This is a genomic window from Caenimonas koreensis DSM 17982 (genome assembly GCF_009646335.1).
GTDB lineage: Bacteria > Pseudomonadota > Gammaproteobacteria > Burkholderiales > Burkholderiaceae_C > Ramlibacter > Ramlibacter koreensis.
The window spans coordinates 1-20,739 of record NZ_WJBU01000009.1; the positions used below are offsets into that span (position 1 = coordinate 1).

A 20,739-nucleotide genomic window follows, 5' to 3' on the forward strand; every position below is an offset into this window, starting at 1 on the left:
GCAATCTGCCTCAGCGCCTCCAGCTTGAATTCGAGCGTGTACCTCGCCCTCGGCTTCTTACCCATTTGTCGTTTCTCCTTGCCAAATTACACCTCAGCAAGGAATCCGTTTTTCGGGGGCAAGGTCACCTGCCATTGCGGGGCCGTTCGCCTGACGCTTCCGAGCGCGCCTGAGAAGGCGACCAGCTGCAACTGTTCGATGTGTCGCCGCACGGGTGCCATCTTTGGCTACTACGAATTCGGAACGGTTTCTGTCCAGGGCCACCCGGAGAACACCGAGGAGTACATCTGGGGCGATCGAACGCTCAAAAACATCCGCTGCAAGACGTGCGGCAATGTCACTCACTGGGAGCCGCTCGATGCTGAGGCGGGTGCGCGGCACGGCGTGAATCTGCGCAACTTCGATCCCAAGCTGCTGGAGTGCGCAGTGGTCAGGCGCTTTGACGGCGCGGATACGTGGACGTTTTTGGATTGAGCGCCCGGCATAGTTGCGCAAATGCCCCCTGACAAATGTCACCGACCCGCACCGACGTTGTGAACAAGGCTCACGCGCTGTTTGGCGAAACCCAGGCAGCTGCCGCGCTGGCACTTGTTGACGACTACGGAACGCAAAGCCGCGAAGGCGAGGTCAATCGCGTCAAGCTTGCGATTCTGGAGGTGAGCGATGGAAAGCTCAGCAGGCTTGCGTATTTTGTGATGTGCGCCAAGATCGACTATCGCGATGTACTGGTCGGTGGCAAGCTGCCTGCGATGACTGATGAAGAAGAGGCGAAGTGGCAAGCTTCAGCCAACCGATTCATGGCGCTGTGGAGCAAGAAGTAGTCAGTTATGTATGAATCGATCCTTCAATTCTGGTTTCACGAAATCAAACCTGCCCAATGGTGGAAGGTCGATTCGGTGTTTGACCGTTTGATCGCTGAGCGCTTTGGTCAAGTGCACCAGCGCGCCGTTCGCTCAGAGCTCTTCGAATGGCGCGCGAATGCCGGCGGCAGGTTGGCAGAAGTGATTGTGCTCGACCAGTTTTCAAGGAACATCTTCCGCGGAAGCCGCCGGGCCTTCGAGGCTGATCCCCTGGCATTGGCTCTCGCACAGGAGGCAGTTGCTGCGGGGGCGGATCTTGCACTCACCCAGGACGAGCGGACGTTCCTGTACATGCCGTACATGCACAGCGAGTCCAGGCAGATCCATGAAGTGGCTGAGCGGCTTTTTCGCGAGCACGCCGCAAAGAACAACTACGACTTCGAGCTGCGGCACAAAGCCATCATCGACCGCTTCGGGCGCTATCCTCATCGCAACGAGATACTCGGGCGTGAATCAACGGCTGAGGAACTTTCGTTCCTGGCGCAGCCAGGTTCCAGGTTCTAGGGCGAAAAACAAATAGGGACTGCCTCGTGCGCATCATTTTTCTATTGACGCTGTGCGCCCTGCTGCAGTCGTGCGGCGGAGGCGATGGCACCGCTGTATCACCGCAGACGCCGCTGGCCAAGACTGAAGCCGCTGAAGCGCGCGCGCGAAGCCTTCTGCAAACCTCGGCTTGCACGTCAGATGCGCAGTGCGGCTACGTCACGTTCCAGACGCCTTTTCACAGCTGTTCGCAGGGTGAGCATGCGGCTTTGCTGCTCGTATCGCGCAATGCGCCTGCCGCGGCTGAAGCAGCGCAGGAGCAGCGATTCTGGGCGGCCGAAGCGAAGAAGCTGCTGCCTCCTCCCAACTTTGCGTGCGCCGCCTATGTCGAGCCGCTGCCGGTTCCGAGCTGCGTTCAGGCGCAGTGCACGCTCAAGTCGGGATGGGTGGTGTTGGAGGCTCTGGCGCCGTGAGTGGGTTTCAACGTATCCAACGTCGCCACGCAGCAGCACAGACAACGCGAGTGACGTTGCAAAGGCCAGTGTGATCCAGCCCATCCCTATCGCCCTCTTCTTGGCGCTCTCTATGGCGATCGGTTGGCGCGTGTCTGGCCGACGTGCATTCCTGGTCGTGGCGCTGCTCTGGCTTGTTTACAGTGTGTACGAGTACCTGATGTACGCACGCGTGCTGTGCAGTGGTGATTGCAATATCCGGATTGACCTGTTGCTGATTTATCCGGCCCTTCTTGGCAGCACGCTCTGGCTGGCGGTGGCGGCTACTGTCCGGGCCATCAAACGCAGGCGGTGACGACATGACGATTGCAGAACCTTTCTTTCGCGAAGCTGGCAGCGGGCCAGCCGTGGTCTGCCTTCACTCGAATGCCAGCAGTTCGGCGCAATGGCGCGGGCTTATCGATTTGCTCGCCACAAACCATCGGGTGTTTGCGCCAGACTTGTACGGCTCGGGAAAGAGCCCCGATTGGCATTCAGACCGTGAGATTGCGCTGCAGGATGAAGTGAATTTCATCGAGCCGGTGCTGGCGCGTGCTGGCTCACCGGTAACGCTGGTGGGTCATTCGCATGGTGCTGCCGTTGCGCTGATGGCTGCACTTGCCAAACCGGCGCGCATTCGGTCGCTCGTGCTCTTTGAGCCCACCCTGTTTGCTGTTGTGGAAGCACAAGGTGCATCGACCAACGGAGTTGATGGCATCCGCAATGCTGTGACAGCCGCAAGCGCGGCATTGGACATGGGCGATTGCGATGCAGCTGCCCGGCACTTCATCGACTACTGGATGGGCGACGGCAGCTGGGGCGCCACGCCGCCCCAACGCAAGCCGGCCATCGTTGAGTCCGTGGCCAATGTTCGCCGATGGGCGCATGCGCTCACGACCGAGCCCACACCGGTGCAAGCCTTTGCCGCATTGGATATGCCGGTTCTGTACATGCTTGGCGCCTCGTCGCCAGAATCTGCCCATGCGGTCGCGCGCGTCCTTCTTCCGGTCTTGCCCGCTGCGAATGTGGTCGAGTTCCCGGGCCTGGGGCATATGGCGCCTGTGACGCATCCAGATGTGGTCAACGCCGAGATAGCCCGGTTCCTGGCCGAGCTCTGATGCCTGCTTTACATCTAACCTTCGCTGCGCCCTATGCAAATTGAAATCGACGACCTCACCCGGCCCCAGGTTCATGCCCTGCTGGAGGAACACCTTGCCAACATGCATGAGCTGTCGCCGCCCGAGCAGGTGTTTGCATTGGACCTCTCCAAGTTGCGGGTTTCTGAAATCACTTTCTGGACTGTCTGGGACCAAGGAGCTCTGATGGGCTGTGGTGCGCTCAAAGAGCTCTCGCCAACGCACGGCGAGATCAAGTCGATGCGCACGCCATCGGCGGCGCGAGGGCGCGGCGCAGGGCGCGCGCTGCTTGAACACATCATCGCCACTGCAAGGCAGCGTGGGTACACCAGGCTCAGCCTGGAGACCGGCAGTCATCCAGCTTTCGAGCCTGCGCACAACCTGTATCGCAGCAAGGGCTTCAAGGTTTGCGGCGCCTTCGGCAGCTATCCCGAAAATCCGTTCAGCGTGTTCATGGACCTTGAGCTATCGGTCACACCCCCGGTCACAAGACGATTCCTTGCGGGATGGGCCGACATGGACTGGAACTCACATATGGCCAACACGGCCTATCTGAACAAGGCCGTGGATGCGCGCGTTCTGGCTCTTGCCGACAAGGGCTTTCCGACGGACGAATTCCTGCGCCTGCGCCTGGGCGTGGTCGTCATGAAGGACGAGATCGAATACAAGCGCGAGATCAAGTGGATGGAAGAGTTCGACATCAATTTCTCGCTTGCTGGTCTGGCCCCAGATGGCAGCCGATTCAAAGTGCGCAACGAGGTATTTCGCGCGACCGGGGAGCTGGCCGCTTGCATCACCACGACAGGCGGCTTTCTTGATCTTGACGCACGAAAGCTGGTCGCACCTCCACCCGCTGTGCTTGCCGCTTATCGGTCCCTTCCCCGAACCGAGGACTACGGCGATCTGCCCTCCAGTGTGAAAGCACGCAATGATTGACACCGAAAAGCTCGTGCGCAAAGCGCTCGACACTTACCAATCAGCTGTATTGGCAAAGAACGCCGAAACGTTCATGCACCTGTACGACCCCGAAGTGCGGGTCTTCGACACGTGGGGCGTGTGGTCTTACGAAGGCGCTGCGGCCTGGCGAATTGCAGTGGAAGGCTGGTTCACTTCGTTAGGTGGCGAGCGCGTCAGGGTTTCGTTCGACGACGTGAAGATCGTTGCGGAGCCGACCTTTGCGTCGATGAGCGCCGTGGTCACCTACACCGGCTTGTCGGCCTTGGGCGAGGAGCTTCGGTCCATGCAAAACCGCATCAGCTGGGCCATGCGAATGCGCGGCCACGTGCTGCGCGTGATCCACGAACATACGTCTGCACCTATTGGGTTCGAGGACATGAAAGGCATCTTCAAGCGCGAAGTGAAGTGACGACGTTGCGATGATCCCGTCACTTGCTTTTTTCCTCGCAGCGATCATCCTCGCTGTTACGCCAGGGCCGGGCATTGCCTATGTCGTTGCACGCACGGCTGCAGGTGGTCGAGCGGAAGGCTTGGCCTCTTGCGTGGGCACGGGGGTCGGCGGCATGGTCCACGTTGGCGCGGCCGCGTTGGGCTTGTCGCTACTGCTCGCGCAATCAGCTGCCGCCTTCGTCGCGCTCAAGTACGTTGGTGCCGCCTACCTGATTTTCCTGGGTGTGCGGATGCTGATATCAAGCTCCCCGCCTCCCGACAGCGCTCCAGTAGCCTTTGCGAGCGGCAGCCGCCGTGCCCTGGTCGAGGGCATTCTGGTCGAAGCGCTCAATGTGAAAACGGCGCTGTTCTTCCTGGCCTTCCTGCCGCAGTTCCTGAACAGCGGAAGTCCCGCTGCCATGCAGCTGGTTGTGATGGGGACCATCTGCGTCACACTCAATACGCTCGTTGATATCGTTGCCGTGCTGCTCGCAGTTCGGCTTCTCAGGTCAGGTTTCACTGCACGCAGGCGCGCTCGGGTGTTGAACAAGGTGTCTGGGCTCACGCTGGTTGGCCTGGGGCTGTATGTGGCATCTGCGAAGCGAAGCATCTGATGCGCTTTGTCTTCGCACTGATCGCAGCCGTTGGCTTTCTTGCTGGCCTGGGCGGATGCGACAGCAAAGCGCTGGGCGAAGATGAGCCGCCCTCAAAGCTCGTCGGCACCTGGCAGCGCGACTTCGAATTTCGCGGCGCGAAAGCGCATCTGGTGTTATCACTTGGGGCAGACCGCAAGTTCGTCGAGCGCATCGACTATGTCGAGCCTGACGGGCGCACCCAGCAGCAAGAGTTTGCCGGCGAATGGTCTTTCGACGGCGTCAAGTTCGCGCGCCGCTATCTTCGCGAGAACGGGCGGCAGTACTCGGGCAGCGTGGTCAGGTTTGCCACCCTGGACCTGACGTCGGTGACGAGCAGGCAGTTCACAGGCAAGGACAACCTGCGCGGCGAGGAGTTTGTGTTCCAGCGTGCGCCGTAGAAGGCACAATGCGTGTCTTCTTTCCCCAGGACTTCCATCGTGCCGTACATCGTGGAACAACTCAGCGCCAGCGAGCTCGCGCGCCACGCCTTCAATGTCTTCCTGATCACGGGCCGCCAGCCGGTGGTGGGGCGCCTTGTGTATCGCGCGCTCGAACTCAATCCGCGGCATCCCGCAGCGCTTCGCTACCTGAGCGACTTTCTCAATGCACCGGGCACGGAGCCCTTCTCGGCCGTCGTCCTTGAATATGCGCTCAGCCCTGCAGTCGGGCTTGACAAGGCAGCGCACGCGCAGCTGAACAAGCTGCGCTTTTTCGACATGTGGACCTGGGGCTATGCGCGCCACAAGTCGGGCCGGACGCAGCTGCAGCAGGACGACTTTGCCGACCAGTCCGCATTCGATATCGACGGCGCGGGCTACTGCGCCCTGTTTGATCGCGTGCTGGTTCCGGCTGGTTCGCTGCATGCCGCATTCACCGCCGCACACACTTTGTGTGGCGCGATGAGCGGCCTGCTGGCGCATCCGCAGCTTGGCGCCAAAGCGGGCTTGAACGAGGCGCTTCATCCAGAGCAGTTCATCAAGACCAATGCCTACGACGCCTGGCTCAAGAGTCACACGATGGAGCTCGACGCGCTGGAAGAAGAGCGTGAAAAGCTCGGCGTCTTGCCGACCTTGTAAGCAGGCCTGAACAGCCCCAACGAAAGATTCGCATGACAAAAGGAACAGTTCGGTTTCATCGTGTGTTCAAGGCCAAGCCTGAACGCGTTTATCGCGCCTTGCTTGACGCCGATGCCCTGGTGAAGTGGTTACCGCCCTTTGGTTTCACGGCGAAGATGCATTCGATGGATGCCAGGGTTGGCGGTGGGTACAGGATGTCCTTTACCAACTTCACGAATGGCGCAAGTCATTCGTTCGCGGCTGCGTACCAGGAGTTGATTGCGAATGAGAAGGTTCGCTACACGAGCAAATTCGACGACGTGAACTTGCCTGGTGAAATGCAGACGACCATCGACATCAGGGCGGTGATGGTCGGCACCGAGATCAACATCGTGCAGGAAGGCATTGCGGAAATGATTCCGGTCGAGATGTGCTACCTGGGCTGGCAGGAGTCGCTCGTGCAGCTGGCCCTGCTTGTCGAACCCGAGATCCAGGGCTAGCGAGCAGTGTCTGATCTGGCGCCGCTTCCTGCCACACCCACGGGCCGCTATCGCCACTACAAGGGCGGCGAGTACGAGGTTGTTGGTGTCGCGCGCCACAGCGAGACACTGGAGCCGCTGGTGGTGTACAGGCCGCTCTACAACGAGTCGGGGTTGTGGGCTCGCCCGCACGCCATGTTCTTCGAAAGCATCGAAGTCGATGGCAAATTGCAGCCCCGGTTTGCCCGTACCGGTGGCGCGCGTGCGTCGATAGCGCTGGTGCCCGCAACGGCGGCTGATGCAGAAGATCTGGTGCAGCTTCGCATCGAGGCGATGCGCGAGAGTCTGGAGCGCATCGGCCGCTTCGACCCCGTGCGATCGCGTGAGCGATTTCTGTCAGGCTTTGCGCCTGAGTTCACGCGTCACATCGAGGTGGATGGGCAGCGAGCCGGCTTTGTCGTCGTCAAGCCCGAAGGCGCCACACTGCTGCTCGACCACCTGTATGTGCGGCCTGCGTTCCAGGGGCAGGGCGTTGGCGCTGCCGTGCTGCAGGAAGTGTTTGACCAGGCGCTTCGTGCCGGCTGCGCCATCAAGGTGGGAGCGCTTCGTGGCAGCCGCTCGAATGACTTCTATCGAAAGCACGGCTTCGTTGAAGTGGCGCAGGGAGAATTCGATATTTACTACATGCGGCCATGACGGACATTGACCCCATCCTCATCGACTTGCCTGCGTCCATCGACACGGCGCGCTTGCACATGCGGCCACCGCAACCCGGTGATGGCGCTGCGCTTCATGCGGCGCTGGTGGAGTCGCTGGCCGAGCTGCGCCGCTTTCTTGGTTCGCTGCCGTGGGTCGAGCGTGAACAGACGCTGGAGTCGGCGGAGCTGTGGTGCCGCACCGCGAATGCGAATTTCCTGACGCGAAAGGACTTGCCCTTCCTGCTGATCGAAAAGGCAAGCGGTGACATTGTTGGCGCGAGTGGCCTGCACCGCACCGTCTGGACAACACCGAAGACCGAGGTGGGCTATTGGGGTCGCACGTCCCGCAACGGGCAGGGCTTCGTTACTGAAGGTGTGATGGCGCTGTGCCAGTACGCCTTCGAGCACATCCGTGCCGTTCGCATCGAGCTGGTGACGGATGAGGAAAATACGTCGTCGCGCAAGGTCGCGCAGCGTTGCGGCTTCACGCTCGAAGCCACGCAGCGCTTCGAGCGGCGCGACCCTGCGGGCACGCTGCGCAACACGTGCCGGTATGCGCGCTGGCCCACCACCGGCTGATGCCGGTTTGCGTCACAATCGCCGACCAACGACTGCCGTGCCATTCATGACTCACAGCCTTTGCTCCAACCGCGAATCCGCGCCAGCTCACCTCGGCTCGCCTCGCTTGCGCCGACGCGACCTGCTCGCTCTACCTGCGGCAGCCGGTCTCGGGATGTTTGGCATTCAGGCTCGCAGCGCCACGCAGGTGCTCACGCGTGTCGAAGGTGCCTTCGGAGCCTTTGTCATCGCTGTCGATCCCGCCGTCGCGCCCATCACGGTGGCCAATTTCCTTGCGTATGTCGACGGCAAGCACCTCGACAACGCGTCGATCTACCGCATCGTCACGCTCGCCAACCAGGCGAGCGAGACCGTTCACAAAATTGAGGTCGTGCAGTGGGGCACGAACCTGCCCGAGGACCGCAAGGCGCCCTTCGCGCCGATAGCGCACGAGACCACACAAGCCACTGGCTTGCGCCATCGTGACGGAACCATCTCGATGGCGCGCGCCGAGCCGGGTAGCGCCAGCGGCGAATTCTTCATTTGTATCGGCGACCAGCCTGCGCTGGATTTCGGCGGCGGCCGCAATCCGGACGGCCAGGGCTTTGCCGCGTTCGGCCAGGTGGTGCAAGGCATGGATGTCGTGCGTGCCATCCACAGCCAGGGGCAAGCCCGGCAGTTCCTCGCAGAGCCGATTGCGATTCGCACTGTCAAACGAGTGTGATGCAGGAGCCGGGCGTGTACGAGATCACTGCCGACCCGTCACGCATCGACGTTGAGGCGGCGCATGCATTCCTGACGACCAGCTACTGGTCACCGGGCGTGCCGGTCGACATCGTGCGCCGTGCGATCCAGAACTCGATCTGTTTCGCTGCGCTTCATGATGGCGCGCAAGTGGGCTTCGCCCGCGTCGTGACGGATCGCGCGACGTTTGCCTATCTGGCAGATGTGTACCGTGTACCTGGCTGGGTGAAGGCGGGCAAGTGGGCGCGAGCGTGATCCGTGATGTGTGCGAAGCGGATTTCGACGCGATCGTTGCGTTGAATCTCGAGTCGGAGAAGTTCCTGAGCGCAATGGATCTGCCGCGCTTTCGGCACCTGCACTCGAATTGTGCGTACTGCCGGGTGGTGGAGGGCGAGGCGGGCGTCGCTGCTTTCCTGCTGGCGTTCCGGCAAGGCGCGGCCTACGACAGCGAGAACTACCGCTGGTTCGACGAGCGCTATCCCTCTTTCATGTACGTTGACCGCGTGGTGGTCGCGTCGCAGCAGCAGGGCAAGGGCCTGGGTGCAAAGCTGTATGACGACCTGTTCGCCTTCGCCAGTGCGGCCGGCGTTGCGTGCGTGACATGCGAGTTTGACGTGGAGCCGCCCAACGAGATCTCGCGGCGCCTGCATGAGCGCTACGGTTTTCGCGAGGTCGGCATGAAGCGAGTGGCATACGCTGACAAGCGTGTGTCGATGCAGCATGCAGCCCTGGCGCTGTCTTGAATCCACAAGGGGCACCAATAAAAATGCAACCGCGCAATACCAACTGGCTTCGCGAGGAGCTGCTCCAACTGCTATCGCTTGCCGGCACGCTGGCTGGTCTGTGCATCACCGGTGTGACGCTGTTCCACACCACGGGCCGCGCAGCCATTGCAACCGTCGCTGACGATGTGCTGGCCGTGTCAGCGCTGCTTTTCCTGCTGTGCACCTACACGATCTTCATCGCACTGCGAACGCGCAACGAGAAGATGGCTGTGTTTCTGGAGAAGGTCGCCGACACGCTCTTTTTGCTGGCGCTCACGGGCATGGTGCTGTGCGGGTTTGTCATGGTGTATGCAGTCTGGTGAGGGGATGACATGACCTGGTATTTCAAAGCGCTGTTCGCTGCGTTGCTTATCGCGGCTTCTTCCGTGTCGGTGGCTAAAACGCCGGCAGCTGTGGTGCGGCAACTCACGCTGCAAGCCGATGCATGGGACAAGGCGATTGTTCGCAAGGACAAGGCGGCCATCGCCAACAACATGGCTGCGGACTTCCGCCAGATCGACGCTGCGGGCGATATCGAGACCAAGGCGTCGTTTCTTGAAAGTGTGCTCGACGAGAAGTTGCGCATTGATCCCTACACAGTCGAAGATTTCGAGGTGCGTGTGTACGGCAACGTCGCCTTGCTCAGCGGCCGCACGCGCATGACCGGCGTGTACGACGGAAAACCATTCAAGACCCACTACCGGTATATCGACATTTATGTTCGCAAGGCCGGGGTATGGCGCGTGGCGAGCGTGCAGATCACCAAGCTGAAGGATTAGTCAGGCATTGCCTCGCCTTGCCCATTCATGCAAAGTCATGCCTGACGCCACTGCGACAAGGAAAATCGGCATGCCGACGCAAGACGAAGAGATCGCGCGCCACCTGCGCGAGGCCGCTGAATCGGGTGAGATGCAGCGCATTGCCGGGTACGGCAAGCCATTGCCGGAAGACGCGGGCTGGGACGCGACACCCGACGAATTCCGCATGCCATTCAAGATACTGAAGAACGCTGGCTACGCGCCGCCAGAGGTGGAAATGTTCCGCCAGCGCGCCGAGCTCGCCGCGCAGATCGAGGCGTCAACAAGCGAATCCGACAAGATCGAGATGCAACGCAAGCTGGCAGACCTGCAGCAGAAGATTGCCCTGCGGCTCGAAGCGTTGCGGGTCAACAAGAGCTTATGACTTCGTGCCAATCAGTCGCCGCGCGCTGGGTGCTGGCGATGCTTTTGCAGGCAGTGGTATTTGCTTCTTTGTCGCACGCGGCAGCGCTGGTTGCGCCCAATGTGGTGACGATCTCGCCGGCGCTTGTGACCGCAGGGCAGCCCAACGCAGCGTCGCTGAAGGCGTTGGGCAGCGACGGCTTTCGCGCGGTGATTTATCTCGCGCCGATGACGGTGATGGACGCCGTTCGCGAAGAGGCCGAGATTGTGCGGGCACAGGGCCTGGAGTTCATCAATATCCCCATCGACTTCGGCGAGCCGACTGAAGCAGAATTCGCCAGGTTCACCGAAACCATGGAACGCCTGAAGGGGCAGAAGGTCCTCGTGCACTGCCAGGTGAATATGCGCGCTTCAACGTTCACGTTTCTCTACCGCGTGCTCACGCTGCACGAATCACCCGAGCTGGCTTACGAGGCGGTTGCCAAGGTGTGGTCACCCCGCGGCCCCTGGAGGCAGCTGGTTGGCGCGCAATTGAAGAAGGCGGGCATAGCCTTCGACTTTTATTGAGGAGCCAGCCATGCATCCCGGTTTTTGTGCCTTACCGCTCATCGCACTTGCCTTGCCAATGGCTGCCGCAGCGCAGGAAGCGACCCTCGATCAACTTGGTTGGTTGACTGGCTGCTGGACCACGATTGGCGCCGAAGCAGGATCAGGCGAACAGTGGACGTCGGCAGCAGGTGGCACGCTTTTGGGTATGAGTCGTACGGTGCGCGGTGGCAAGACGGCCGCCTATGAATTCATGCGCATTACTGTGTCGCCCGATGGCAAGTTCGTGTTCCATGCGCAGCCGTCCGGCAAGCCGGCCGAAAGTCTTGTTGCGGTCAAGCAAAGCGCAAGCGAAGTTGTGTTCGAGAACTTGCAGCACGACTTTCCCCAGCGTGTCATCTACCGCAACGTGCCGCCCGATAAGCTCGATGCCAGTATCGAAGGCCTGCGCAATGGCGTGATGCGGTCGATTCCTTTCCCGATGACGCGTGCCAGTTGCGGCGCACCATCGAAGGAGTCCGGTAAGTGAAGTGGATAACAGGTCTTTTCCCGGCACTGCTATTGAGCCCGACTTTTGCCATGACCGTGGACCTCAACGCCCTTTGGGACTTTCGCAACCCCGACGTCAGCGAGCAGCGATTTCGCGCTGCGATGGCTAGCGCCACCGGTGATGACGCGCTGATCCTGCAGACACAAATCGCGCGAACGTACGGGCTGCGCAAGGACTTCGACCGCGCACGCCAGGTGCTGGACAGCATCGCGCCACAGATTGCCAAGGCCGGGCCCGAAGCCCAGGCGCGCTACCAGCTTGAACTGGGCCGCTCATGGATATCGGCCGCGCATCCGCCGCAATTGCAAACGACTGAAGCGCGCGACAAAGCTCGAACGGCGTATGAGCGTGTCGTCGAGATCGCGATGCCCGCGGGCTTGGAGCAGTTCGCCATCGACGCGTATCACATGCTCGCTTTCGTGGACACGGAGCCGCTCCAGCAGATCGCTTGGAACAACAAGGGCCTGGCGATTGCGCTTGCGTCAAAGCAGCCGAACGCAAGAGCCTGGGAAGCGAGTTTGCGCAACAACACGGGCAATGAGCTGCATCGGCTGGGGCGAGATGAAGAAGCGCTGGTCGAATTCCGCAAGGCACTTGCGCTGCGCCAGCAAGGCAACAACGCCTACATGACGCATGTGGCGCACTGGATGGTCGCCATGACGCTTCGGTCGCTGGGCCGCCTCGATGAAGCATTGGCGATCCAGTTGCGGCTTGAGCAGGAGCGGCAGGCCGCGAACGAGCCGGACGAATACGTCTTCGAAGAGCTCGAGGCGATCTATCGCGCCAAAGGCGACGAGGCGCGTGCGAAGCATTACGCGCAGTTAAATGCGCAGCTCAAGCAGCCTGCCTCCAAATAGTTTTCGAAAGGAACTCCCATGCGCGTCCTGTCTGTTGCCCTGATTGCGGTGTCTGCGCTTCTTGCTGGCTGTGCCAGCCGCCCACTCACCATGCCAGCTGAACTGGCGAAGCAGCAAGTGGCCGACACTGAGCGCGCTTTTGCCAAGTCGATGGCCGACCGCGACGCAAAGGCATTCGAGAGCTTTCTGTCGGAGGACACCGTGTTCTTCTCCGGCCCTACGCCGCTGCGTGGCAAGAAAGCGGTGATGGAGTTCTGGTCGAAGTTTTTCGTCAAGCCCGTCGCGCCGTTTTCCTGGAAGCCCGAAGAAGTCGAGGTGCTCGACAGCGGCAACCTGGGCCTGAGCGCCGGGCCGGTTTACGACCCGCAGGGCAAGCTTGTTGCGCGTTACTCGTCGATCTGGCGGCTGGAGGCGCCGGGCCAGTGGCGCATCATTTTTGACAAGGGCGGCGAGGTCTGCGACTGCAAGCCGTAATATCCGGGCCATGGAGACGAAATGGCTCGAGGACTTTGTGAGCCTCGCGGAAACCCGCAGCTTCAGCCGCTCGGCGCAGCTGCGCCATGTCACGCAACCCGCTTTCTCGCGCCGCATCCAGGCCTTGGAGGCGTGGGCCGGGACTGACCTGGTTGACCGCTCGTCGTACCCCACGCGTCTGACGCCTGCTGGCGAGACGCTGTATTCCCAGTCCATCGAGATGCTGCAGTCGCTGCAAAGCACGCGCGCGATGTTGCGCGGCCATTCGGCAGCCGGGCAAGACGTGATCGAGTTCGCGGTGCCGCACACGCTGGCGTTTACGTTCTTTCCGGTGTGGGTGTCGTCGCTGCGCGAGAAGTTCGGGCCGATCAAGAGCCGCCTCATTGCGCTGAATGTGCACGACGCAGTGATGCGCCTCGTCGAAGGGGGTTGCGACTTGCTCATTGCCTATCACCATGCGTCACAGCCACTGCAGCTCGACGCTGACCGCTATGAGATGGTGACGCTCGGCCAGGAGGTGCTGGCGCCTTACTGCCGCGCCGATGCCGACGGCGAGCCCATGTTCAAGTTGCCAGGCCGGGCGGGGCAGCCTTTGCCCTATCTGGGCTATGCCCCGGGGGCGTATCTCGGCCGCGTGACAGACCTGATTCTCAAGCAATCAGCAACGGCCATTCACCTGGACCGGGTCTATGAAACCGATATGGCTGAGGGCCTGAAGGTGATGGCGGTCGAAGGGCACGGCGTTGCATTCCTTCCGGGGAGCGCCGTCAAAAAAGAAGTGAAATCGCGCCGCCTTGTGAACGCGGCGCCTGGAATGGACAGCCTGGCGATGACGATGGAGGTGCGCGCTTATCGGGAGAAACCCGTAGGCAAGGACGCTCCAAAAGGAACGGCGCAGGCGCTCTGGACCTACCTCGCGACCAAAGCCACCAGTGTGAAGTAGCTCGTGCATCAGCTGCACGCCACGGTTATAAGTTTTTTGCATGAGTGAGCGCGCAAACGGCATTGGCGCTCGGCAGCAGCAGTCCCTACAGTTCGCGCCACCTTGAACCATCGGCCGCAACACCAGAAAAACTGACACAGCGCTTGCGGCTTTCGACGCGACATGGCAACGCGGGCATAAAGCCTGCTTGCGGTTGTCAGAATCGAAGGCAGGGTAATCCCGAGACGCCGATTCCCTAGAATTTCGTTTTCATTTCACCTACAGCTTCACCACAGGAGATATCCATGAAAAAGCATTTGTTGACCATCGCCATCGCTGCTCTTGCCGCGGGCGGGGCACAAGCCCAAGCCACCGACACGCTCGCCAAAGTCAAGGCACAGGGCAAGATCGTGATGGGTGTCCGCGAGTCGTCTGCGCCTCTGTCTTTCACCCTGGGTGATGGCAAGTTCACCGGCTACCACGTCGAGCTGTGCGAGCGCATCATCAAGGCCATCGCACCTGCGGCCAAGATCGAATACACGCCGGTCACCTCGGCCAACCGCATCCCCTTGGTGCAGAACGGCACCGTGGACATCGAGTGCGGCTCCACCACCAACAACGCAGCCCGCCAGAAGGACGTGACCTTCGCCCTGACGACCTACGTCACTGAAGTGCGCACCGCCGTCAAGAAGAGCTCGGGCATCTCCTCCATTGCCCAGCTGAACGGCCGCAGCGTCGCAACGACAACGGGCACGACCTCTGTGGCGTTGCTTCGCAAGAACGAGCGCGCCACCGGCGTTGACTTCAAGGAGGTCTATGGCAAGGATCACGCCGACAGCTTCCTGCTGCTCGAGTCGGGCCGCGCTGATGCCTTCGTGATGGACGACAACATCCTGGCTGGCCTGATTGCCGGCTCCAAGACGCCTGGCGACTACGCGATCGTTGGCGAAACACTGAACGTCGAGCCCATCGCCATCATGATCCGTAAGGATGACCCGGCGATGAAGAAGGCCGTGGACGACCAAATTCGCGGCATGATGAAGTCTGGCGACCTGGACAAGCTGTACACGAAGTGGTTCATGCAGCCGATCCCGCCGAAGAACACCAGCGTGAATCTCGCGATGGGCTCGGTGATGAAGGGCCTGATCGCCAACCCGGCAGACAAGCCGGCTGAAGACTACAACGCCAAGAAGTAAGCTGAAGGTGGGCGGTGCAGCCGCCATCAGCGCCAAGTAGTAGGGGCATCCGCCCCAACGATTCCGGCCCGCCGACAACGCGGGCCGGCTTCGCATAACGAGGAGGAGTGAAAGCGATGGCTCTCGACTGGCAGGTTTTCTGCCTGGATACCCTGGACAAGGAGCCCGTCAAGGGTTGCTTCGGTTCAGGCAAAGACATCACCTACCTGGACTGGTTGCTCCAGGCCTGGGGTCAGACCGTGATCGTCGCGGCTGGCGCACTCATCGTTGCACTGGTGGTCGGCTCGATCATCGGCGTCATGCGAACACTGCCCGACAGTCCCATCCTCACGAGGGTGGGCAACTGGTGGGTCGAGCTCTTCAGAAATATTCCGCTGCTGGTCCAGATTTTTCTCTGGTACCACGTCATGCCCTTCATCATTCCCGCCTTCGCCGGCATGCCCAAGCTGGCCCTGGTGATCATGGGGCTGGGGCTTTTCACTTCGGCCCGTATTGCAGAGCAGGTGCGTGCCGGCATCCAGGCTTTGCCACGCGGCCAGCGCTATGCCGGCATGGCCATGGGTTTCACCACCGCGCAGTACTACCGTTATGTGCTGCTACCGATGGCGTACCGCATCATCATCCCGCCGCTGACCAGCGAGAGCATGAACATCTTCAAGAACTCGTCGGTGGCGTTCGCCGTCTCCGTGACTGAGTTGACGTTCTTCGCGCAACAGGCTGGCGAGGAAACCTCCAAGGGCATCGAGATCTACATGGGCGTTACGGCGCTGTACATCATCTCGGCCTTCACCATCAACCGCATCATGGCGTTCATCGAAAAGCGTGCCCGCGTGCCAGGCTTCGTCTCGAACACCACCGGCGGCGGAGGACACTGACCATGGACTTCTCCTTCTTCACCTGGGAAGTCTTCCGTGCCTTCGTGTTGCACGGCCTTTACTTCAGCCTGGCGCTGACGGCAGTCGCCACGCTGGGTGGCATCGTGTTCGGCACGCTGCTGGCGCTCATGCGCCTGTCTGGCATCAAGCTGCTGGTGCTGCCTGCCACCATCTACGTCAACGGCATGCGGTCGATTCCGCTGCTGATGGTGCTGCTGTGGTTCTTCCTGCTGGTGCCTATCGTGATTGGCAGGCCGATCGGCGCCGAGTGGTCGGCCGTGATCACATTCATCGCGTTCGAAGCCGCGTACTTCAGCGAGATCATGCGTGCGGGCATCCAGTCAATCGCTCGCGGGCAGGTGTTTGCAGGGCAAGCGCTCGGCATGACCTACGGCCAGAACATGCGCCTGGTGATCCTGCCGCAGGCGTTCCGCAACATGATCCCGATCTTGCTCACGCAGACGATCATCCTGTTCCAGGACACCTCGCTTGTGTACATCATCACCGCGAATGACTTGCTGCACGGCTTTTCCACCGCCGGCTCGAACCTGAGCCACCCGCGTGAGGCCTATATCCTCGCGGCTGTCTTTTACTTCGTCATCTGCTTCAGCCTGTCGTGGATCGTCAAGCGCGTGCAGATGAAGGTCGCCATCATTCGATAGAAAGAACTGGGTCATGATCGAAATCAACAACATCTCGAAGTGGTACGGCCCCGTGCAAGTGCTGACGGACTGTTCCGTCAAGATCAACAAGGGCGATGTGGTGGTGGTCTGCGGCCCGTCGGGCTCCGGCAAGTCCACGCTGATCAAGACGGTGAACGCGCTCGAGCCTGTGCAAAAGGGCGAGATCATTGTGGACGGCACTGTCGTGACGGACCCCAAGACGGACCTGCCCAAGGTCCGCAGCCGCGTCGGCATGGTGTTCCAGCACTTCGAGCTGTTCCCGCACCTGTCGGTGACGGAAAACCTCACCATCGCCCAGATCAAGGTGCTCGGCCGCAGCCCCGACGAAGCCAAGACGCGCGGCCTGAAGATGCTCGACCGCGTGGGCCTCATGGCTCACAAAGACAAGTTCCCGGGCCAGCTGTCCGGCGGCCAGCAGCAGCGCGTGGCGATTGCACGCGCACTGTCGATGGACCCCGTCGTGATGCTCTTTGACGAGCCGACTTCCGCGCTTGACCCCGAGATGGTCGGCGAAGTGCTTGATGTGATGGTCACGCTCGCCAAGGAAGGCATGACGATGATGGTCGTCACGCACGAAATGGGTTTTGCACGCAAGGTGGCCAGCCGCGTGATCTTCATCGACGTGGGCGGCAAGATTCTCGAAGACTGCTCGAAGGACGAGTTCTTCAGCCATCCGGAAAACCGGCAGGCGCGCACGAAGGACTTCCTCAACAAGATCCTGCAGCACTGAGCGCAGGCGAATCTGGGGGCGTCGCGCAGGCGAATCCCGGAGGATCGCGCGCGCTCTGGGAGAATCGCTCCCATGACCGACGAAATCACGATCCGCCGTCCTGACGACTGGCACCTCCACGTGCGCGATGGCGATGTGCTCGCCACCGTGGTGCCTCACACAGCCGCGCAATTTGCGCGCGCCATCATCATGCCGAACCTGCGGCCGCCCGTGACCACGGCGGCCATGGCAACGGCCTACCGCGATCGCATCCTGGCTGCGGTTCCAGCAGGCGTGAAGTTCGAGCCGTTGATGACGCTCTACCTCACCGACAACCTCGCGCCCGACGAAATCAGGCGTGCGCGCGACGCTGGCGTGGTGGCGTTGAAGCTCTATCCCGCTGGCGCCACCACCAACAGCGATGCGGGCGTGACCGACATCCGCAAGACCTACAAGACGCTGGAGGCGATGCAGCGTGAAGGCGTCATCCTGCTCGTGCACGGTGAAGTCACATCGCCGGACATCGACCTGTTCGACCGTGAAGCCGTCTTCATCGAGCAGCAGCTCATTCCGCTGCGCCGTGACTTCCCCGAACTCAAGATCGTGATGGAGCACATCACGACACGCGACGCGGTGCAGTACCTGCATTCGAGCGACGGCTTCCTCGCCGCAACGATCACGGCGCATCACCTGCTCTACAACCGCAACGCGATTTTCACGGGCGGCATACGTCCGCACTACTACTGCCTGCCGGTGCTCAAGCGTGAAGTGCATCGCGTTGCGCTGGTTGAAGCGGCAACGGGTGGAAGCGCGAAATTCTTTCTCGGCACCGACAGCGCGCCGCATCCTGCGCATTTGAAGGAGCACGCGGTTGGCTGTGCCGGTTGCTACACCGCTCATGCGGCGATGGAGCTCTACGCCGAAGCATTCGACAACGCTGGTGCACTGGGCAGCCTTGAAGGCTTTGCAAGCCTGCACGGCCCTGCGTTTTATGGCTTGCCTGTGAATGAGGGCACCATCACGTTGCGTCGCGGATCGTGGACACCGCCCGAGAGCTATGCATTCGGCCAGGCACAGCTCAAGCCGCTGCGCTCGGGCGAAGCACTGCCGTGGAAGTTGGTGGCCACGTCATGACAAAGGAGGCTCCAGCCATGCTTACCCGTTTTGCATTGATTGCGTTCGGCTGCCTCGTGCACGTTGCCAGCTGGGCCCAGGCGGGCTCCACGCTGCTGGATGCGCCTGATCTCTCGCCGCATATCCGCCAGGGCTTCGTGACCAGTGCCGCCCCGGTGCCCGACAGGGCCAACGCGCCGCGCTACAGCATTCGTGAAGATGTGGCCGAGACCGGCTCGAATATCCGCCGCAACATCGTGACGGGCTCGATCCCTTTCGACAAGCGCTACGACGAACTCACGCCCGACCAACAGGCGCTTTTCAAGTCGCAATACCAGCGGCTGGGGCCGCACGACGAGCCGCCGTTTCCTGCCAACGGGCTGGGCAGGGTCTACCGCGCGATTTCCGTGGCTCAGAACGTCCTGCTGGTACAGGGCACGGTCTCGGTGTTTGTCGAGGTCAATCCCAAGGGCGAACCTGAGTCGGTATCTGTCTTCGAGGCGCCTGATCCCAAGATCGCTCGCGCCGTTGCGTCGATCCTGATGCTCGAGCAATACAAGCCCGCTTTGTGCGACGGCACGCCGTGCCGGATGGGGTTTCCGGTCCGCGTGGCGCTCGAACTGAGGTAGGCGGTGCCCTCGCTGGGCATTGATTGGGCAACGCACTGGTTCACGCCGTGGCGCGGGCCGGGCGAGCGCATCGCGCAGATGCACGGGCAAGGCATTGCGCTGCATGAAGCGCTGGCGCGCGAGCCATCGGCGCCGCTGCAGTTTGTCGCGCAAGACGAACTGCCCGCTGGCGAGGCGTATGAGGCATTCATCCTGCGCACCAACCGTTGCCCGACGCGCGACAACCTGCATGACTTCTTCAACGCCCTCGTGTGGCTGAAGTTTCCGCTGGCCAAGCGGCGGCTCAATGCGCTGCATGGCGATCAGCTGCGCGCTGTTGGTTGCGGTGGCGAAGGCACCACCCGCGGGCCTGTGCGCGACGCGATGACCGTGTTCGATGAAAACGGCGCACTGTTGCATGCGCCGGCGCTGATCTGGCAGGCGCTGGTGGCGCGTGACTGGCAGCGGCTGTTCATCGACTTACGCTCGCTGTGGGCCGAGACCCGTATCGTCTTGTTCGGTCACGCTTTGCTGGAGAAGATGGCGTCGCCGCGCAAGGAGATCACGGCGCATGTCTGGTGCGCAGATGCGCCCGCGAGCGCCGGTGACGACGACGCGTGGCTGGCTGCCCAACTGACGCACGCCAGGCTGGCAGAAAAACCCTTCACGCCGCTGCCCCTTTCTGGCGTGCCGGGCTGGCACCCGTGTAACAGCGATATTTCCTTTTATGATGACCGCCTGGTCTTTCGGCCAGCGGGGCGGCAGAACCAAATGACAACAGTGCGACCCGAGGCCTTGCGCCCTTGAATCGGCCCGAACAGGCCCTATCTGAGGCGCGAGGTGGCATTCGCTTACCTCGGAGAAAACTACCGCTATGAAACGCATCTTTCTGTTTGTCGTGACCAACCTGGCTGTCGTCCTGGTGCTGGGTGTTGTTGCCAGCCTGCTGGGCGTCAATCGCTTCCTCACCGCGAACGGCCTGAACCTCGGCGCGCTGCTGGGCTTCGCTTTCATCATGGGCTTTGGTGGCGCGTTCATTTCGCTGCTGCTGTCCAAGCCAATCGCCAAGTGGAGCTCGGGCGTGAGGGTGATCGACCAGCCCTCCAATGCCGATGAGGCATGGATCGTCGACACCGTTCGCAGGTTTGCCGACAAGGCCGGCATCGGCATGCCGGAAGTCGGCATCTTCGAAGGCGAGCCCAATGCATTCGCCACTGGCGCTTTCAAGAACAGCGCGCTCGTTGCCATCTCCACCGGCCTGCTGCAAGGCATGACGCGTGAAGAGGTCGAAGCAGTGATCGGCCATGAGGTCGCGCACATCGCGAATGGCGACATGGTCACCATGACGCTGATCCAGGGTGTGATGAACACGTTTGTCGTGTTCCTGTCGCGTGTGATCGGTTACGCGGTCGACAGCTTCCTGTCGAAGGGCGACAACCGTTCAGGCCCTGGCATTGGTTACTACATCACGACCATCGTGCTCGACATCCTGCTGGGCTTCCTGGCCGCGATCATCGTTGCCTGGTTCTCGCGCCAGCGTGAGTTCCGCGCTGATTCGGGTTCTGCGAAGTTGCTCGGCCAGAAGCAGCCCATGATCAATGCACTGGCCCGCCTGGGCGGCATGGTGCCCGGCGAATTGCCGAAGAGCCTGCAGGCCATGGGCATCACCTCGGGTGTCGGCAAGTTGTTCTCGACGCATCCGCCGATTGAAGAGCGCATTGCTGCGCTGCAGGCAGCGCAGGGCTGATTCCAGCGCC

Annotated in this window: 33 protein-coding genes and 1 pseudogene; all 34 read left to right on the forward strand. The window is 61.4% G+C overall.

Annotated features, from left to right (window positions below):
* The coding region (locus GHT07_RS09610) for a GFA family protein (protein ID WP_228488274.1) at positions 1 to 474 on the forward strand (474 nt) is incomplete at its 5' end.
* A 35-nt stretch (positions 475 to 509) separates the two neighbouring features.
* Positions 510 to 821, forward strand: a complete 312-nt coding sequence (locus tag GHT07_RS09615) for a hypothetical protein (RefSeq protein WP_153584873.1) — start codon at positions 510 to 512, stop codon at positions 819 to 821.
* Between the two features lie 6 nt (positions 822 to 827).
* Complete coding sequence (locus GHT07_RS09620) at positions 828 to 1,364, forward strand: DUF924 family protein (protein ID WP_153584874.1); 537 nt, start codon at positions 828 to 830, stop codon at positions 1,362 to 1,364.
* Between the two features lie 26 nt (positions 1,365 to 1,390).
* Positions 1,391 to 1,816 carry a hypothetical protein gene (locus tag GHT07_RS09625; protein ID WP_153584875.1) on the forward strand — a complete coding sequence of 142 codons (426 nt, stop codon included), beginning with the start codon at positions 1,391 to 1,393 and terminating at the stop codon, positions 1,814 to 1,816.
* A gap of 70 nt (positions 1,817 to 1,886) precedes the next feature.
* Positions 1,887 to 2,150 carry a hypothetical protein gene (locus GHT07_RS09630; RefSeq protein WP_153584876.1) on the forward strand — a complete coding sequence of 88 codons (264 nt, stop codon included), beginning with the start codon at positions 1,887 to 1,889 and terminating at the stop codon, positions 2,148 to 2,150.
* A 4-nt stretch (positions 2,151 to 2,154) separates the two neighbouring features.
* On the forward strand, positions 2,155 to 2,952 hold the full coding sequence (locus tag GHT07_RS09635) for an alpha/beta fold hydrolase (protein ID WP_153584877.1): 798 nt from the start codon (positions 2,155 to 2,157) through the stop codon (positions 2,950 to 2,952).
* 33 nt (positions 2,953 to 2,985) lie between these two features.
* Complete coding sequence (locus tag GHT07_RS21725; protein WP_323740864.1) at positions 2,986 to 3,906, forward strand: GNAT family N-acetyltransferase; 921 nt, start codon at positions 2,986 to 2,988, stop codon at positions 3,904 to 3,906.
* Positions 3,899 to 4,336: a nuclear transport factor 2 family protein gene (locus GHT07_RS09645; protein ID WP_153584878.1), complete on the forward strand. Its 438-nt coding sequence runs from the start codon at positions 3,899 to 3,901 to the stop codon at positions 4,334 to 4,336. Before GHT07_RS21725 ends, GHT07_RS09645 begins: the two co-directional genes overlap by 8 nt.
* A 13-nt stretch (positions 4,337 to 4,349) precedes the next feature.
* Positions 4,350 to 4,970, forward strand: coding sequence for a LysE family translocator (locus GHT07_RS09650; protein WP_323740890.1), 621 nt, complete (start codon positions 4,350 to 4,352; stop codon positions 4,968 to 4,970).
* Positions 4,970 to 5,389, forward strand: a complete 420-nt coding sequence (locus GHT07_RS09655) for a hypothetical protein (RefSeq protein ID WP_153584880.1) — start codon at positions 4,970 to 4,972, stop codon at positions 5,387 to 5,389. The genes GHT07_RS09650 and GHT07_RS09655 overlap by 1 nt, the downstream gene beginning before the upstream one ends.
* Positions 5,390 to 5,401: 12 nt before the next feature.
* Positions 5,402 to 6,067, forward strand: coding sequence for a hypothetical protein (locus GHT07_RS09660; protein WP_153584881.1), 666 nt, complete (start codon positions 5,402 to 5,404; stop codon positions 6,065 to 6,067).
* A gap of 32 nt (positions 6,068 to 6,099) precedes the next feature.
* Positions 6,100 to 6,546, forward strand: a complete 447-nt coding sequence (locus GHT07_RS09665) for an SRPBCC family protein (RefSeq protein WP_153584882.1) — start codon at positions 6,100 to 6,102, stop codon at positions 6,544 to 6,546.
* A gap of 6 nt (positions 6,547 to 6,552) precedes the next feature.
* Positions 6,553 to 6,771 (forward strand): annotated as a pseudogene (locus GHT07_RS21440) (DUF1653 domain-containing protein); the annotation flags it as partial.
* Positions 6,754 to 7,221: a GNAT family N-acetyltransferase gene (locus GHT07_RS09670; protein ID WP_407646622.1), complete on the forward strand. Its 468-nt coding sequence runs from the start codon at positions 6,754 to 6,756 to the stop codon at positions 7,219 to 7,221. The pseudogene GHT07_RS21440 and the gene GHT07_RS09670, both read left to right, overlap by 18 nt.
* The gene (locus GHT07_RS09675; protein WP_153584884.1) at positions 7,218 to 7,802 is read left to right on the forward strand and encodes a GNAT family N-acetyltransferase; all 585 of its coding nucleotides are present in this window, start codon (positions 7,218 to 7,220) and stop codon (positions 7,800 to 7,802) included. Before GHT07_RS09670 ends, GHT07_RS09675 begins: the two co-directional genes overlap by 4 nt.
* A 154-nt stretch (positions 7,803 to 7,956) precedes the next feature.
* Entirely contained in the window at positions 7,957 to 8,505 is a 549-nt protein-coding gene (locus GHT07_RS09680; RefSeq protein WP_153584885.1) for a peptidylprolyl isomerase, read from the forward strand.
* A 14-nt stretch (positions 8,506 to 8,519) separates the two neighbouring features.
* Complete coding sequence (locus GHT07_RS09685) at positions 8,520 to 8,780, forward strand: hypothetical protein (RefSeq protein WP_194792895.1); 261 nt, start codon at positions 8,520 to 8,522, stop codon at positions 8,778 to 8,780.
* A complete protein-coding gene (locus GHT07_RS09690; protein ID WP_323740865.1) occupies positions 8,765 to 9,268 on the forward strand; it encodes a GNAT family N-acetyltransferase in 504 nt (167 codons plus the stop codon). Before GHT07_RS09685 ends, GHT07_RS09690 begins: the two co-directional genes overlap by 16 nt.
* 23 nt (positions 9,269 to 9,291) lie before the next feature.
* Positions 9,292 to 9,612 carry a hypothetical protein gene (locus GHT07_RS09695; protein ID WP_153584886.1) on the forward strand — a complete coding sequence of 107 codons (321 nt, stop codon included), beginning with the start codon at positions 9,292 to 9,294 and terminating at the stop codon, positions 9,610 to 9,612.
* 9 nt (positions 9,613 to 9,621) lie between these two features.
* The gene (locus GHT07_RS09700; protein WP_153584887.1) at positions 9,622 to 10,068 is read left to right on the forward strand and encodes a nuclear transport factor 2 family protein; all 447 of its coding nucleotides are present in this window, start codon (positions 9,622 to 9,624) and stop codon (positions 10,066 to 10,068) included.
* Positions 10,069 to 10,138: 70 nt separating this feature from the next.
* Positions 10,139 to 10,471 (forward strand): DnaJ family domain-containing protein, encoded by a 333-nt coding sequence (locus tag GHT07_RS09705; protein WP_153584888.1) that lies wholly within the window; start codon positions 10,139 to 10,141, stop codon positions 10,469 to 10,471.
* Positions 10,468 to 11,016, forward strand: coding sequence for a protein tyrosine phosphatase family protein (locus GHT07_RS09710; protein ID WP_153584889.1), 549 nt, complete (start codon positions 10,468 to 10,470; stop codon positions 11,014 to 11,016). Before GHT07_RS09705 ends, GHT07_RS09710 begins: the two co-directional genes overlap by 4 nt.
* A 10-nt stretch (positions 11,017 to 11,026) precedes the next feature.
* Complete coding sequence (locus GHT07_RS09715; protein ID WP_228488275.1) at positions 11,027 to 11,524, forward strand: DUF6265 family protein; 498 nt, start codon at positions 11,027 to 11,029, stop codon at positions 11,522 to 11,524.
* Positions 11,525 to 11,574: 50 nt separating this feature from the next.
* Positions 11,575 to 12,402 (forward strand): tetratricopeptide repeat protein, encoded by an 828-nt coding sequence (locus GHT07_RS09720; RefSeq protein ID WP_153584890.1) that lies wholly within the window; start codon positions 11,575 to 11,577, stop codon positions 12,400 to 12,402.
* An 18-nt stretch (positions 12,403 to 12,420) separates the two neighbouring features.
* Entirely contained in the window at positions 12,421 to 12,876 is a 456-nt protein-coding gene (locus tag GHT07_RS09725) for a YybH family protein (RefSeq protein WP_153584891.1), read from the forward strand.
* Between the two features lie 10 nt (positions 12,877 to 12,886).
* A complete protein-coding gene (locus GHT07_RS09730; RefSeq protein ID WP_153584892.1) occupies positions 12,887 to 13,819 on the forward strand; it encodes a LysR family transcriptional regulator in 933 nt (310 codons plus the stop codon).
* Positions 13,820 to 14,103: 284 nt separating this feature from the next.
* The gene (locus GHT07_RS09735; protein ID WP_153584893.1) at positions 14,104 to 14,994 is read left to right on the forward strand and encodes an amino acid ABC transporter substrate-binding protein; all 891 of its coding nucleotides are present in this window, start codon (positions 14,104 to 14,106) and stop codon (positions 14,992 to 14,994) included.
* A gap of 116 nt (positions 14,995 to 15,110) precedes the next feature.
* Positions 15,111 to 15,869, forward strand: a complete 759-nt coding sequence (locus tag GHT07_RS09740) for an amino acid ABC transporter permease (protein ID WP_153584894.1) — start codon at positions 15,111 to 15,113, stop codon at positions 15,867 to 15,869.
* A gap of 2 nt (positions 15,870 to 15,871) precedes the next feature.
* A complete protein-coding gene (locus GHT07_RS09745; protein ID WP_153584895.1) occupies positions 15,872 to 16,531 on the forward strand; it encodes an amino acid ABC transporter permease in 660 nt (219 codons plus the stop codon).
* A gap of 13 nt (positions 16,532 to 16,544) precedes the next feature.
* A complete protein-coding gene (locus GHT07_RS09750; protein ID WP_153584896.1) occupies positions 16,545 to 17,282 on the forward strand; it encodes an amino acid ABC transporter ATP-binding protein in 738 nt (245 codons plus the stop codon).
* Positions 17,283 to 17,354: 72 nt separating this feature from the next.
* A complete protein-coding gene (gene pyrC, locus GHT07_RS09755; RefSeq protein WP_153584897.1) occupies positions 17,355 to 18,395 on the forward strand; it encodes a dihydroorotase in 1,041 nt (346 codons plus the stop codon).
* A gap of 17 nt (positions 18,396 to 18,412) precedes the next feature.
* A complete protein-coding gene (locus GHT07_RS09760) occupies positions 18,413 to 19,003 on the forward strand; it encodes an energy transducer TonB (RefSeq protein ID WP_153584898.1) in 591 nt (196 codons plus the stop codon).
* Positions 19,004 to 19,006: 3 nt separating this feature from the next.
* A complete protein-coding gene (locus GHT07_RS09765) occupies positions 19,007 to 19,789 on the forward strand; it encodes a DUF3025 domain-containing protein (protein WP_323740866.1) in 783 nt (260 codons plus the stop codon).
* A 67-nt stretch (positions 19,790 to 19,856) separates the two neighbouring features.
* Complete coding sequence (htpX, locus tag GHT07_RS09770; protein ID WP_153584899.1) at positions 19,857 to 20,729, forward strand: protease HtpX; 873 nt, start codon at positions 19,857 to 19,859, stop codon at positions 20,727 to 20,729.
* Positions 20,730 to 20,739: the final 10 nt, after the last annotated feature.

Coding starts and splice junctions, on each gene's coding strand:
- GHT07_RS09615 (WP_153584873.1), top strand. CDS start 510: ATGTCACCGACCCGCACCGACGTTGTGAACAAGGCTCACGCGCTGTTT.
- GHT07_RS09620 (WP_153584874.1), top strand. CDS start 828: ATGTATGAATCGATCCTTCAATTCTGGTTTCACGAAATCAAACCTGCC.
- GHT07_RS09635 (WP_153584877.1), top strand. CDS start 2,155: ATGACGATTGCAGAACCTTTCTTTCGCGAAGCTGGCAGCGGGCCAGCC.
- GHT07_RS21725 (WP_323740864.1), top strand. CDS start 2,986: ATGCAAATTGAAATCGACGACCTCACCCGGCCCCAGGTTCATGCCCTG.
- GHT07_RS09645 (WP_153584878.1), top strand. CDS start 3,899: ATGATTGACACCGAAAAGCTCGTGCGCAAAGCGCTCGACACTTACCAA.
- GHT07_RS09655 (WP_153584880.1), top strand. CDS start 4,970: ATGCGCTTTGTCTTCGCACTGATCGCAGCCGTTGGCTTTCTTGCTGGC.
- GHT07_RS09665 (WP_153584882.1), top strand. CDS start 6,100: ATGACAAAAGGAACAGTTCGGTTTCATCGTGTGTTCAAGGCCAAGCCT.
- GHT07_RS09675 (WP_153584884.1), top strand. CDS start 7,218: ATGACGGACATTGACCCCATCCTCATCGACTTGCCTGCGTCCATCGAC.
- GHT07_RS09680 (WP_153584885.1), top strand. CDS start 7,957: ATGTTTGGCATTCAGGCTCGCAGCGCCACGCAGGTGCTCACGCGTGTC.
- GHT07_RS09695 (WP_153584886.1), top strand. CDS start 9,292: ATGCAACCGCGCAATACCAACTGGCTTCGCGAGGAGCTGCTCCAACTG.
- GHT07_RS09700 (WP_153584887.1), top strand. CDS start 9,622: ATGACCTGGTATTTCAAAGCGCTGTTCGCTGCGTTGCTTATCGCGGCT.
- GHT07_RS09705 (WP_153584888.1), top strand. CDS start 10,139: ATGCCGACGCAAGACGAAGAGATCGCGCGCCACCTGCGCGAGGCCGCT.
- GHT07_RS09710 (WP_153584889.1), top strand. CDS start 10,468: ATGACTTCGTGCCAATCAGTCGCCGCGCGCTGGGTGCTGGCGATGCTT.
- GHT07_RS09715 (WP_228488275.1), top strand. CDS start 11,027: ATGCATCCCGGTTTTTGTGCCTTACCGCTCATCGCACTTGCCTTGCCA.
- GHT07_RS09720 (WP_153584890.1), top strand. CDS start 11,575: ATGACCGTGGACCTCAACGCCCTTTGGGACTTTCGCAACCCCGACGTC.
- GHT07_RS09725 (WP_153584891.1), top strand. CDS start 12,421: ATGCGCGTCCTGTCTGTTGCCCTGATTGCGGTGTCTGCGCTTCTTGCT.
- GHT07_RS09730 (WP_153584892.1), top strand. CDS start 12,887: ATGGAGACGAAATGGCTCGAGGACTTTGTGAGCCTCGCGGAAACCCGC.
- GHT07_RS09735 (WP_153584893.1), top strand. CDS start 14,104: ATGAAAAAGCATTTGTTGACCATCGCCATCGCTGCTCTTGCCGCGGGC.
- GHT07_RS09740 (WP_153584894.1), top strand. CDS start 15,111: ATGGCTCTCGACTGGCAGGTTTTCTGCCTGGATACCCTGGACAAGGAG.
- GHT07_RS09745 (WP_153584895.1), top strand. CDS start 15,872: ATGGACTTCTCCTTCTTCACCTGGGAAGTCTTCCGTGCCTTCGTGTTG.
- GHT07_RS09750 (WP_153584896.1), top strand. CDS start 16,545: ATGATCGAAATCAACAACATCTCGAAGTGGTACGGCCCCGTGCAAGTG.
- pyrC (WP_153584897.1), top strand. CDS start 17,355: ATGACCGACGAAATCACGATCCGCCGTCCTGACGACTGGCACCTCCAC.
- GHT07_RS09760 (WP_153584898.1), top strand. CDS start 18,413: ATGCTTACCCGTTTTGCATTGATTGCGTTCGGCTGCCTCGTGCACGTT.
- htpX (WP_153584899.1), top strand. CDS start 19,857: ATGAAACGCATCTTTCTGTTTGTCGTGACCAACCTGGCTGTCGTCCTG.